This window comes from Streptomyces sp. NPDC048197 (assembly GCF_043202395.1).
In the GTDB taxonomy this organism is placed as follows: Bacteria; Actinomycetota; Actinomycetes; order Streptomycetales; family Streptomycetaceae; genus Streptomyces; species Streptomyces siderophoricus.
Genome location: NZ_JBIDAJ010000019.1, coordinates 102367 through 114913 on the forward strand (window position 1 = coordinate 102367; position 12547 = coordinate 114913).

Sequence of the window (12547 nt, forward strand, 5' to 3'; positions counted from 1 at the left end):
GGCCCGCTCTTTTCCCACACCCCCCGCACCTTCAAGGATTTTCATGGCTGTTTCCTGGCGCCGTATCGCGGTGCCCGCCGCCGCGGTCGGCGTACTCGTCCCCGCCGCCCTCGGCACCCATGCCCTGCTCACCGACTCCAACGTCCCCGGCACACCCCCGGCCGGCATACAGGCCGCGGGGACCGCCGACCCGGAGGCCGCAGCGGACGACGGTGCCGCAGCCGCCGGCCCGCAGGGCGCCGTCGTCGCCAAGCCGTCCAACGCGCCTGCCGGCACCGGGCGTTCGGTCTCGGTACAGCTGGCGTCCTACGACGCCCAGCGCAAGCAGGCCGTGCTCAAGCCGTCCGCCGGCAAGAGCGTGCGCACCGGCGACGTCATCGCCGCCGCGCCCAACCGGCACGCCCCCTCAGGGGCGCTGTTCAAGGTGGGCAAGGTCACCGGCTCCCACGGCGGCGAGGTCCAGGTCACCACCGTCCCGGCCACCCTCCCGGAGCTGCTCGGCGACCAGAAGGTGGACCGGCGCGCGGCGCTGCGGCCCGGCGAACTCACCGTCAAGCCGCTCTCGTCCGGCGTCAGCGTGCGCAACCCCTCCCCCGGCACCGGCGGCCCGGACGCCCCGTCCGACGGTGCGAGCACGCCCTCCGGCGAGTCGAGCACGCCCCCCGACAACGGCCCGGACGCATCGGCCGGAGCCTCGCCGAGCCCGTCGGCCACCGCCTCCGACGCCGCCACCGCCTCCCGAACGCCGCGCAGTGGACTCACCGGCGCCGGTGCGGCCGCCAACGCTCCGGGCGAGGCGCTGTCGCCCGAGGCGCGGAAGAAGCTCACCACCCTGCGCCTGGGCATCAATGTGCCGCTCCCCAAGGGCGTTGAAGCCACCAGCAAGTCCCCGGCCCGTCTCTCCGGCGAGGTGACGTTCCGGCCGGAGCTGATCTTCCAGTACAACAAGCGCGGCGGGATCAACCTGCTGCCGGAGCGCGCGGCCATCGGGCTCGGCGGCTCCTACAGCTACGGCTGGCAGGTGCACGGCAAGGTGCGCGGCACCGCCGACACCGGACAGGTCTCGGTGCCGCTGGCCGCTGTCACCGGCCGGCACGTCTTCTGGGTCGGCCCGGTCCCCGTCGTGGTCAGCACCGAGGTCACCTTCAACTACCGCTTCACCGCCGGCGGTCGCATCGTCCTCGACGCCGACCAGCGCACCACCGGCTCCTTCGCCGTCGGCGCGAAGTACGACCGAGGCCACGGCTGGCAGCCGCTGAACGAGGCGCACCAGCAGACCAAGGGCGGCACGCCCCACGTCGAAGGCGCGGCCACCGCGACGGCCCGCATCGGCGCACACGCCCAGGTGTTCCTCTACGACACCGCAGGCGTCGGCGGCGACCTGTCCGTCCACCTCACCGGACGGGCCGCAGCCGCCACCGGCTCCGGCGGTGGCGCCCCGGCGTGGGCGCTCAGCGCGGGCTACGACCTCAAGACCCAGCTGATGCTGCAACTGAAGGTCTTCGGCATCCAGATCGTCGACCTCAGGACCACGCCGTTCGCCCTGCACGATGAGCGCAAGCTCTTCGGTCACGGAAAGCTGCCGCCGGCCTGAGCCACCGCCCGGCCCACCTCGCCCAGCCCAGCCCAACCCCAGTCCACACACGCCCCCTGCCCACAAAGGGGCGGTATCGACGGTCAACGGGCTGGGCTGGTGCGTCGGTTCGCAGCCCCACGGCACCTCCCGAGGCCCACGCCCGGAGGCCTTTCAGTGGAACATCTGGGCGCCGAGCGGATGGTGCTGGTCGAATCCGGGGAGGATCAGGAATGTGGCGCTGGCGGTGGTAGTGGTGAATCGCAGCAGTGCGTCGGAATCGTCCATCCGCGCAAGGGTGTGGGTGAAGGTGCGGATGTCGTTCTGGAAGCTGATGAAGAGCAGGCCGGGAGGGGGCTCGTCGGTGCTGTAGGAGCGGCGGAGCATCAGGCCGACGCCGACCACGTTGGGGTTGGCCCGGCGGATGTGGGCGTCGGCCGGGACGAGGTAGCGCCCGTCCGGTGTTTTGGCGCCGAGGTTCGGGTCCCCGGCTGCGGTCCCGCCGGAGAGGGGCACCCCGGTGGCTCTGCGCCGGCCGAAGACCGCCTCCTGGTCGGCGACGGAGAGCGCGGCGAACCGCGGCAGGTCGAGTTCCATGCGCCGTACTACGGCGATCGTGCCGCCGGCGACGGGATCCGGGCCGGCCAGCCACAGATCGCGTCGGTGTTCGGCCGCCGTGCGCGGACCCACGATGCCGTCGATGAAACCGAGCAGGTTTCGTGGCGCGGAGATGTCCTTGTGGACGGCGACGTTCGGACCGCGGCGTGCGGACTGCCGCCAGCGTTCACGTATCCGGTGGCCGGCCTGCTGCACAAGCGCGGCGGCCACGACCGGTAACAGCAACGGGTCGCCGGCGCAGATCTGTATCAACAAATCCCCGCCGCGTGCCTGCGGGGCGATCTGCTCGCGGGAGAAGCGGGGGAGGTCTGCCGCACCGGGGAGGGCGGGATCGGCCATGCGCACCAGTCGTGGGCCCACCCCGATCGTCACGGTCAGATCGCCCGGCGCCAGGCCCAGCAGTCGTGGATCGGTCCCCGCGGTGAGCGTGCGGACGGCCTGGCCGAGTTCGGCCAGCAGCGGGCCGACGGCCACGGCGTCGCCGAGGTCGGCCACCACCGCCAGGAGGTTAGGCTGAGCCGGTTGCGGGAGCGTGATGCCTGCCTGATGGCGGCCGGTTGGCGACACCTGCGTAGGGGACGCGGGGGAAGGGTGCCGGTCCGGCTTCGGTGCGGGCGAATCGCATCCGACGGTGAGCCCGGCGGCCGCCACGGCCCCGGTGGCACCGATGAACGCGCGGCGTGATGGAGAGGAGTCGGCTCGGCTCACGGTGTGGAGAATGCCATATCCCTTCCCTCGCGGGGCGAGTTCGTCGAATGCCATATCCCTTTTGGCGAAGGCGAGTTGGTTGACCTCCGGACAGGTAGGACTTCATGCCAGGATGAGGCCATGCCTCGTCTCCGTCTTCGCATGATGGTCGCGTTATTGAGCACACTGACAGGCGCACTCGCGGGCTGCGGGCCCAGCGATGACACATCCAGCCACGGCCGGCGCCCAACCGGCGCGCACGTAACAATCACAGTGCCCGCTGATGCCCCGACAATCTCGGACGCGGTGGCTCTCGCCCACCCCGGTGACCTGGTGCTGGTCTCATCGGGCGTGTACCACGAGTCGGTGAAGGTCTCCACACCTCGTGTCACTCTTCGTGGTGCGTCCCGGGACAAGGTCGTCATCAACGGGCGCTTGCAGCAACCCAACGGCATCGTCGTCACCGCGCCCGGCGTGGCCGTGCAGAACCTGACCGTCAAGAACAACACCCAAAACGGCGTCCTGATCACCGGTTCGGCGAAAGCAGCCGCCGGACTACCGGGGCAAAGCGGCGGCTACGACACCGGCCATGAACCCGTCACCTTCCTCAAGTCGTTCCTGGTCTCCTACGTGACCGCGACCCGCAACGGGCTGTACGGCATCTACGCATTCTCCGCGCAGAACGGCGTCATCGAGCACTCGTACACCTCAGGCGGGGCCGACTCAGGCATCTACGTCGGACAGTGCAAGCCCTGCCACATCGTGGTGCGGAACAACGTCGCCGAACTCAACGCGATCGGTTACGAAGGCACCAACGCCAGCGGCGACATGTACGTCATCGGCAATCGCCTGGTCGGCAACCGGGTCGGTCTGACCACCAACTCCGACCACCAGGAGAAGCTACTCCCCCAGCAGGGCGCCATCGTCGCCGGCAACCTGATCGCCGCCAACCAGCAGACGGCCACCCCGGCCCAGGCCGACGGCGGATGGGGTACCGGCATCGGCATCGACGGCGGCAGCGACAACCACTTCCTCCGCAACCGCATCACCGACAACCGCAACGCCGGCCTGGTCGTCACCGCAACCGCCGACCTGCCTGCGATCGGCAACCAGATCGTGGACAACACGTTCACCGGCAACGGCATCGACATCGGCTGGACGTTCCCCACCGCCACGCGGGGACGGGGCAACTGCCTGCGCGGCAACGACCTGAGCACCACCGTGCCCGCCCGCCTCGCCACCACCGCGTCCTGCCCGCTTGCGGCCCACTCGCCCTCGCCGGCCGGCAGGTGGGCGATGCCGACGGCGCCCGGCGGCATCCCGTTCACCGAGGTCGCAGCACCCGGTCCACAGCCGCAGTTCCCCCACGCCACCACTACGGGCGCCACCGCCGTCCCGGCTGCTCCGACCCTGCCGAATACGGCAGGCATCCCACTGCCGTCCGCGTCCCTGCTCGCCGCGAACGCGCGAGTGAAGACACCCTGAGCAGCGGCTATCGCGTCGGGGTGACTCCAGGCACCGGCCTGACCGGCACGTACTCGTGAGTGTCGAAATCGATGACTACCGGCTGCGACTGGGAACCCACCCTCACACGGACCCGGTACATGGTGCCGTCCGAGCCGACCCAGTAGCGCACGTTGCCCGCCGTGGCGGAGCGGTCGCGGGAAGACGGCCCGGTCATGACGTCCACCCGATGCCCGTCCACCTGGTCCGGCCCCCACCAGGCGGCGCCGTTCTGCGGCAGCAGTTCGGCGTTGTCCGGCCGGTCACTGCCCAGACCGAGCGCGATGGCCAGCGAACTGTCCAGCGCGCTGCCGGACAACTGCAGCGGACGGCTGTACCAGCCCGAGCGGGGCGGCGAGGCGGGTGCGTACGCCGGGGCGTTGCCCATGGGGTGAACGAACACCGAGGTGGCGCTCCACTCGATCAGCCCGTCACTGGAGGTGTCGCGCCCGGTACCGTGCACCACGCCGTAACCGACCTTCTTCTGGTAGTCGACCGACCCGGTGACCTTCAGCCCACCGGCGGTGCCAGGCACAGTGATCGTCACCGCGCGGCCGTGCGCCTGGAAGTTACGGAACCGTGTGATCGCCAGCCGGTTCGCCTCATCCGGCGTCAGTGCGCGCGGACCGCTGGAGCCGGAGCCGTGACCGACAAGGAGGACTGCGGCCACCGCGACGGCCGCTGTGCCGAGGACCGCTGCCACCCAACGTGGCCGCAGCCATCGGCGCCGGCCGGCCGCACGGCCCGGTCGAGCTCGCTGGATTCGCTGGATTCGCTGATTTCGCTGGATTCTCCCGCTCCGCACGCGGCTCGACAGTGGCACTCTTCCGGTTCACCCTCTCCACCACCACACTGCCCGGCCGCCGCGCCGTCGCGGCGACACTTGGCAGTCCAGTGACACACGACGCCAAGGCCGGCCCTTGCGGGCCGGCCGGACGGTGATCTGCCCGACCGCACCATGGTTTGGACCGCGGGCAGGCAGATGACTGTTGATGTTCGGTTCGTTCAGTGGTTCCGAGCGCGACGCTTCCGGCTCATGACCGTGACGACCAGGCCCGCACCCACCAGCAGGCCGACCAGGGCGATCATGCCTGGCAGCCCGGTCATACCGGTGTGCGCCAGCGAGCCCGTGCTCCCACCGTCCGGGCCCGGCTTGTTGGCAGGTGGCGCGGGCGACGGCGGCATAGAAGCCGGCGGCGAGACCGGCGGCGAACTCGGGCTCGGCGTCGGAGTCGGGGTCGGGGTCGGTGTTGGTGTCGGGGTTGCCTTGGGGATGTACACCCCTGCGTCGATGGTGTGATCGACCCCGCCCGGCTTGTCCGGCGCCGTGACGGGCGCGAAGCCGTTGCACAACCGCCCGGTGGTCGGCGGGCTCACATTGGAGTCATGCGCACGGTTGGCACCGGCCCGCGGGAGCGTGAACCGCAGCTCGCTCGCCGCAGGTTGACTGGGCACCTTGCTGGTGTCCGCGGTACACACGTCGAACTGCACCGTGTATTTGGCACCGGGTGTGAGCTGGTACGCGGCGCCGACACCACCGAAGTAGTACTCGCCGGCGGCATCGGTCCTGGTCGTGGCGACCTGCTTGCCGCCCGCGTCCAGCAGGTTGATCGTGGCTCCCGGCAGCAGCACTTCCGCCGGGTCCTGGATGCCGTTGTGGTCGCCGTCGAACCACACGAGGTTACCGATCTGGATCGGCGCGTTCGCCGCCGCGTACGCGATGTCACCGAGGCCGCCGGCCTTGCCGAACCCGCCTTGTTGCTGGCTGACGAACTGGAACCCGTTGGCGGTCGGGTTGTTGCCCGGGCCCTGACCGCTCGTGATGTCGTGGTACCCGGTCCCTGAGGTCGCGACGTTGACGACCGGGTCGAACTCCGTGCTGACGACCCACTGCTGCTGCGGGATATAGGCCACCGACCCCAGCGCCGTCTCCTGGTGTGCGTTGGCGTAAAAGTCGCCCGGGAAGTATTCGACGACATCGGCGGCCTGGCCGCCATTGTTCGCGGGGGTGGCGTGGTTGGGGCAGCTCCCCGTGCCTTCCCACTGGTACTCACCGGTGGGAGTGGCGCAAACCATGGTGATGTCACCACCGGACATGCCCATTTCCGGCGTGTCGGTCCCCGGGCGGGGGTCCAGCCCTCCCCAACTGAGCACGTCCATGAACCGGTCGCGGAAACCCAGGATCATCGAGCCGTCGCGGGCGAAGGCCAGGGAGGCCAACTCCGGCTGCGGATCGATGAAGACGCCGCCTGCCTTCCGGTCGTCCCACGTGTCCAGGCTGGTGTTCCACGGGTTCCAGTGGGTGGCCTTGTCGCCGGAACCGAAGACGCTACCGCGCTTGTCGGTGAGCGAGTGGGTCAGCACCGTGGTGAACCGCTTGCCGTCGTAGGTGTAGACGACGGCTTTCAAATCCGCGCGCTGCTGTGTGCTCTCCGCGTTGCACACCCCGCCGACGTACAGCGTGTTGTTGTGGACGGAGAGCCCGAACGGCCGCCAGTCGCCTGGGCTCGCACACCCCGGGTCCGGAATACGCACCGTCGCCTTGGGCTCCGAAGCGGTGGCTCCTGTCGCGTGGAAGCTCACCAGGCTGCGGGTCCGCAGGTTCACCGCGTACAGCGTGGAACCGTCCTCCGACAGGGCCAGGCCACCGATGCTCTCCTTGCCCGGGGTGTCGGTGAACCCGGGATCCTTGTTCAGGTTGGCGGCATCGTGCGGCGTCACCGCAGCGCCCGGCACCCGCGCGAACAGCTCCGGCGCACCCGAGCCGCTGACCGGCACCGTGTAGATCGCGCCACCGCCCTTCGGCCCGTAGGGGGCGTAGCGGCGGGCGAACGCGCTCTGGAACAGCCGGCTGCGGAACTTGTCGTACGCCAACCCGAACGTCGTGCCCACCTGGGCCTGGGTGGCCAGCGTGGCCGGACACGACACACCGGTAGGACACGTGCCTCGGACCTTCGTCCCGAACGCCACCAACGCCCGGGTGTCGGTTCCGTTGGCGCCGTTGTGGACCGGTACGAAGTACCGGGAGTCCGGCAGTGTGTAGTCGGCCGGGTCCCACACCCCCGTCACCACCGAGGCGTTCTTTCCGTCCGACACGTCCACGAACGAGGTGAAGCTGTCGAAGTGGTTGTCCGCCGTCGACGCAGGCGCCGCCCGCAGATAGCCGCTGTACGGCGCCGGGACGCTGACGTCGACGCGGTATCGGCCGCCGCTCAGCACGGTCGACCGCGACACCACAACCTTCCCCGTGGCGTCCGTGACGCCGGTGACCTCGTGCCCAGCAGGGTCGGAGATCTGCACCTTCATGCCCCGCTGCGGCACGTCCATCGTCGCGTTGATCACGCCGGTGCCGAAGAAGTCGCGCAGCACCTCAACCGTCAACGTGCCGTCGGCGGCCGAAGCGTCGGCCGGTGAAGCCGTCGCCCCGACGGCACCGCCTGCCACTAACAGAACGGATAACCCCATGCGCGCCAGCGGCCCTGCAAGCCTGCAGGCCGACCGGCGAGAGTCTCTGCCGACTCGATTCACGGCATCACACTCCACACTTCTCTTGTCAGGAAAACGAAGCGCCCGCTTCTCGCTGCACGTCCACTTCACGGACCCAGGAGCGGAAGCCTGTCGCGCACACCACGGAAAAGGAAAAGGGCCCACTGCTGTTGCGTGGGCCGCCTCGTGGTGATCTTTTGGCGATATTACCGATGAGTCGTAAGTGGCGGAGGCCAGAAAAAACGAACGTGCGTTCAGGACCCTGGGCGGCATCGCCGTTCATTGAGTGTTTTTGCAGCTCAACCACGGTATCCTCGCCCCCCGCCAACCTCACCGACCGCCATCGCGAGCAGCGCGCGATATTCTATGCGCTGAAGTCTCGCCGCCACCAGCAGAACCCTGAAATCCAACAGGACCCGCGATAGCCCCCAAGTCCCCAGAGAATGGCAGACGGAAGAAATGCGGCAGCGACGGTGTCGGCCGAATCCGGTCCCGGCGAGCGACTGGGCCCGAATGACGCGTCTGGAACATCACGCAAAAGCCTCGTGCCAGGAGGTAGATCCAATTACCTGCGGTGACACGGTGATGTGGCCGATTTAAGGGCCCACGGGCAGCGCATGATCTTCGCCCACACAACCCCCGATGATCACGCAGTGGCTGTTCCTGCTGCAGGCCGACAGCGATCACTCGTCGAAGTAGTCACAGTCGTCGCCCTGGACACGCGCCCCCAGCAACCCAGCGATCTCCCGCATCTTTTTGAGCAGAATCTCGTCCGGGTTCTTCACCACGACCCGACCTTCTCGCCAGTCCAACCAGGCGCCATGAGTGTCCCGTTCAGGGTGTGTGGCCATCTGCGCCAGACACTTGTACCGGTACTCCCACACCGCGTCCTGGCCGCGCGGAGAAGCCCGGGCTACTTGGACCGTCTCCAGTTCAGGGTCGGCAGCGACCACCGCCTCCCACTCCTGCGCGGCGATCAGCGCACCCGCTTCCTCCCACCACGGCGTACGCCGCGTGATGTACACGTCATAGCCCAACACCTCGTCGCGTTGCCGGATCGCCCGAATACGCTGACTACGAGCACCACCTTCCGCCCTGCGAGGCGCCGGATCTGGCGCCGCACGCTGATCGACTGGGAATTACAGGACGGCGGCCCTTGAGTTCGGCCTGATTAGGCCATTGCGCGTGGAACCTCCCCGTCCGCCGGTACCGGCGGCCGAGGATGAGCGGCCGGCGGGACCGAACCCGTCGCGACGAAGGGGGCTCCTCCATGAGACCAGGCCGCAGCAGAGCCATGGCCGCCACCGCACTCACACTGGGAGCACTGATCACCACAGCTCTTCCGGCGACCGCCGCGGAAGGCCCCGGCACGATCTCCCGCTGCACCCCTGCCCTTCATGTCCTCGACCGGCTGCCGGGCACCGGCGCCGGGTCCTGGGGCAGCGAGAGCGTCAACGACTTCGGCTCCGGCGGCCTGTCCGTCGGTCAGTCCGCGGGGCTGCCCGCCTACTGGACGGGAAGCACTGTGCACCGCGTCCCACTCCCCTCCGGGTACGACAGCGGCTCGGTCGCCGCCGTCAACCGCCGCGGCCTGATGGTGGGCAGCATCCGGGGCCCGGTGGGTGTCGCCGCCTTCAGCTACCGGGCCGGTGCCTCGGCGGTCCGTATCCTCCCCGGCGGCACCTATGCCGCCGACGTCAACGACCTCGGGACCGTCGCGGGCGGCAACGACAGTTCGGACACCGCCTACCTCTGGACCGGCGCCACCCTCACCCGCACCCTCACCGTCAAACCCGGCCACACCCGCGTACGCATACGTGGCATCAACTCCCGTGGCACGGTGATCGGATACTCCTGGTACTGGGACGGCACGAGCGATGTGAGCGGCAGCGTCGGGCTGGTCTGGCCCGGTGGCACCACAGGTCCGGGACGGGATCTCAAACCCATCGAGATCAACACCGACACGGACTGGTACCCGTCCGCCATCGACAACCACGGGCGCGTCGTCGGTGCACGCACCTACCACCACCAGGACCTGGCCGCCGAGACCTACTGGGACGCCCCCTACACCAAGGACGGCGTCCAGATCCCGGGGCTCCCCGCTCACGAGGGCAAGGGCTGGCTCAACGACATCAGCCCCAGCAGCGGCGTCGCCGTCGGCACCGCGATGTTCCCGTACGGCATCCCGCCGACCACCCCCATCGACCAGGCCCAGATCTGGCCGGGCTCCGGCCCCGTTCAAGCCCTCCCCAGCCTCGCCCCCGACGGCCCGGCCGGCGCCGAGGCGATCAATGACGAGGCCAGGGCGGGCGGTTGGGCCTACGACGGTGATCCGTACGACGGCGCCGGCGCCCCGCACCCCGTGATCTGGACCTGCGCTCTGGGCTAAGGGCCGTCCTGCAGTCCCCGGTGGACCACAGGGCGCCAAGTCAGCTGCGGTGCAACGCAAGGCGCACGGACATCGTCAGACTGGGCGTATGCGGGCGGCGACCCGACAACGCGGCCAGGCACCGCAGCGTCGTCGCGCGCCCCGCCGGGGATTACGGGACAACCTCAGTAACGAGTGATCGCGGTGGGCCCGGAAGTGGTCCCGATCGCGATGTGCGGCCGCTGCCGGGGCTCTGCCCAGGTCAGGATCCGGCGCATGGCATCCGCAGGCACGGAGACACAACCGGCCGTTGCCGCCCGCCCGTTGACGTGCAGAAAGATGCCCGCGCCCCGGCCGCGTACCGGCTTGTGGTAGTTGAAGCCGATGACGAGCGCGTGCGCGTACTGGGTGCCGTAGTCGGCGAGGTGCTCGGACTCGGCGGCGCGGCAGTCGGCGGGCAGTGGCTCGGCCCAGCGGTTGTAGGCACGCGAACGATTGTCCTGGCACCACCAGGAGTTCCGGTTCACCCGGCGGTACGACGCCGAGGTCCCGCTCGGCGCGGCCTTGATCCCGAAGCCGTAGGGAAGGTCGTACAGACCGGTGGGAGTGGTGTCGGTGCCCTGTCTGCGCTTGCCGCCCTCGACAAGCCCCTTCGCCCCGAACCGGGCGGGCGCGGTGCCGGCCACGACCCACTTGCCGTCCCTTCGGTCCCACCAGGTCAGCGTCCCCGTCGTGGCGCCGGGGCGGGGCGCGACGGCGGTGATCAGCTGGCCGCCTCCGCCGGTGTCGGCCAGCTGATCGGGCAGCGGCTGACCGCTACCGTCCGAGGTCAGGGTGAACAGGACGGCGCAGAGCGCGACGCCAGCAGGTACGACGGCCACGGCAACCCCCGAAGGGAGAGGGACGGAGGGACGGTTGCTCAGAAGTTACTGGGCGCCAGCGGAAGAGGCAGCCCGGGCAGGCCGTCGAGTGGGCTGGTCGGTGGCTGCCTGTGCGGGCATGCCGCTGCGGCCAGTGGCGACATGCCGTTGCGCCTCAGGATCGGGCGGCGGTGGAAGCGACCGGCGACCACTCAAGGCATGTCGCCCGTCACCGACGTGTCGGGACAGCACGGCTGGCGCCCACTGGAAAAGATCGGCACGCGTCCTACCGGTCGATCGTGAAGCGGTAAACCGTCGACTGACGCGCCCGGAAGCCGAGGCGCTCATACAACCGATTCGCTGCCGCACGATCCGGACGGGAGGTCAGGTCCACCGTCCGGGCACCCCGCTCCCGAGCGATCCGCAGGGCCTCCTGCGTGAGCATCGCAGGTCACCATTCGGTCGACGACTTCATGGTCAAGGGGCTTGGCAGTCGACGACAGCTGCGGCAGCAGCCGACTGAAGGCGTCGACGAGTTCCTGGCTCGCTTCCCGGATGATCTCCACACGGACGTCCATGCCGGGAGCGTATCCGGCGCCCAGGGCCCCATAAAGCGAAACGGCCTCGTCAGACGGCCTTGACGACGATGCCGGCGCCTTCGAGTGCGGTGACCTCGTCGGCGGGGGCTGTGGTGTCGGTGACGAGAGTGTGCAGGAGGGTGGCGGGGCCGACGTACGCGAAGGCGGTGTGGCCTAGCTTGCTGCCGTCGGCTGCGACGAGGATGCGGCGCGCGGAGGCGACGCCGGCCTTCTTCACTGCCGCGTCGGCGAGGTCGTAGGCGGTCAGGCCCTCGGCTGCACTCAGACCACAGCAGCCCATGACGGCAGTGTCGAAGCGCAGCGCCGCCAGGGAGGCGAGGGTGAGGGGCCCGGTGAGCGCACCCTCGGCGGCCCGAGGCTGCCCGCCGGGCACCAGCAGCGTTGCCGATCCCGGCCCCCCGTCGAGTACCTGGATGGCCTGCAACGACAGGGGCATCACAGTGACCGGCCGTCGGCGCAGCAGATGGGCGATCTCCAGGCAAGTGGTGCCGCTGTCGAGGAGGACGGTCTCGCCGTCGGCGATGAGTGCGGACACCTCTGCCGCGATGCGGCGCTTGGCATCGACGGCCTCGTGGGCACGCAGCGCGAAGGGCGGCTCCTCGCCCCGGAGCAGCAAGGTGCGTGCCCCACCACGGACGCGCTCGAGGACGCCTTGTGCGGCCAGTACGTCGAGGTCGCGCCGGATGGTCATCTCGGAGGCGCCGGTGAGTTCGGCGAGCTCCTGCACCGTGATCCTTCCGGATTCTCTGACGGCCTGCACGATCAATCCGTGGCGGTCTGCGTTGCTCATACCGCGATTGAACACTCCTCGAAACGAACAAGCAATGTGTGCGAAGCGACAATGTTCAAACAT

General features: G+C 69.5%; 9 protein-coding genes and 1 pseudogene. 3 read left to right on the forward strand and 7 right to left on the reverse strand.

Annotated features, from left to right (window positions below; genetic code table 11):
• Positions 1 to 43 precede the first annotated feature (43 nt).
• Entirely contained in the window at positions 44 to 1594 is a 1551-nt protein-coding gene (locus tag ACGF4C_RS24400) for a hypothetical protein (protein WP_393568936.1), read from the forward strand.
• A gap of 153 nt (positions 1595 to 1747) precedes the next feature.
• Here the strand turns inward: ACGF4C_RS24400 and ACGF4C_RS24405 are convergent, their stop codons facing one another.
• Positions 1748 to 2899: a Dyp-type peroxidase gene (locus tag ACGF4C_RS24405; RefSeq protein WP_393568937.1), complete on the reverse strand. Its 1152-nt coding sequence runs from the start codon at positions 2897 to 2899 to the stop codon at positions 1748 to 1750.
• 252 nt (positions 2900 to 3151) lie between these two features.
• On the opposite strand from ACGF4C_RS24405, the gene ACGF4C_RS24410 reads away from it, so the two are divergent.
• Entirely contained in the window at positions 3152 to 4363 is a 1212-nt protein-coding gene (locus ACGF4C_RS24410) for a right-handed parallel beta-helix repeat-containing protein (RefSeq protein ID WP_393568938.1), read from the forward strand.
• 7 nt (positions 4364 to 4370) lie between these two features.
• Here the strand turns inward: ACGF4C_RS24410 and ACGF4C_RS24415 are convergent, their stop codons facing one another.
• The 3 genes from ACGF4C_RS24415 to ACGF4C_RS24425 form a co-directional block, all read right to left on the reverse strand.
• Positions 4371 to 5051, reverse strand: a complete 681-nt coding sequence (locus tag ACGF4C_RS24415) for a hypothetical protein (protein WP_393568981.1) — start codon at positions 5049 to 5051, stop codon at positions 4371 to 4373.
• A gap of 335 nt (positions 5052 to 5386) precedes the next feature.
• Complete coding sequence (locus ACGF4C_RS24420) at positions 5387 to 7846, reverse strand: SdrD B-like domain-containing protein (protein WP_393568939.1); 2460 nt, start codon at positions 7844 to 7846, stop codon at positions 5387 to 5389.
• 704 nt (positions 7847 to 8550) lie between these two features.
• The gene (locus ACGF4C_RS24425; RefSeq protein WP_393568940.1) at positions 8551 to 8892 is read right to left on the reverse strand and encodes a hypothetical protein; all 342 of its coding nucleotides are present in this window, start codon (positions 8890 to 8892) and stop codon (positions 8551 to 8553) included.
• A 245-nt stretch (positions 8893 to 9137) separates the two neighbouring features.
• Between ACGF4C_RS24425 and ACGF4C_RS24430 the strand changes: the two genes are divergently transcribed.
• A complete protein-coding gene (locus ACGF4C_RS24430; protein ID WP_393568941.1) occupies positions 9138 to 10256 on the forward strand; it encodes a hypothetical protein in 1119 nt (372 codons plus the stop codon).
• 164 nt (positions 10257 to 10420) lie between these two features.
• On the opposite strand, the gene ACGF4C_RS24435 is transcribed toward ACGF4C_RS24430, so the two are convergent.
• From ACGF4C_RS24435 to ACGF4C_RS24445, 3 genes and pseudogenes are all read right to left on the reverse strand, one after another.
• Positions 10421 to 11116, reverse strand: a complete 696-nt coding sequence (locus tag ACGF4C_RS24435) for a L,D-transpeptidase (RefSeq protein WP_393568942.1) — start codon at positions 11114 to 11116, stop codon at positions 10421 to 10423.
• Positions 11117 to 11381: 265 nt separating this feature from the next.
• A pseudogene (locus ACGF4C_RS24440) lies at positions 11382 to 11673 on the reverse strand (GNAT family N-acetyltransferase).
• A gap of 49 nt (positions 11674 to 11722) precedes the next feature.
• Positions 11723 to 12484, reverse strand: coding sequence for a DeoR/GlpR family DNA-binding transcription regulator (locus tag ACGF4C_RS24445; protein ID WP_393568943.1), 762 nt, complete (start codon positions 12482 to 12484; stop codon positions 11723 to 11725).
• Positions 12485 to 12547: the final 63 nt, after the last annotated feature.

Coding starts and splice junctions, on each gene's coding strand:
- ACGF4C_RS24400 (WP_393568936.1), top strand. CDS start 44: ATGGCTGTTTCCTGGCGCCGTATCGCGGTGCCCGCCGCCGCGGTCGGC.
- ACGF4C_RS24420 (WP_393568939.1), bottom strand. CDS start 7,846: ATGGGGTTATCCGTTCTGTTAGTGGCAGGCGGTGCCGTCGGGGCGACG.
- ACGF4C_RS24430 (WP_393568941.1), top strand. CDS start 9,138: ATGAGACCAGGCCGCAGCAGAGCCATGGCCGCCACCGCACTCACACTG.
- ACGF4C_RS24445 (WP_393568943.1), bottom strand. CDS start 12,484: ATGAGCAACGCAGACCGCCACGGATTGATCGTGCAGGCCGTCAGAGAA.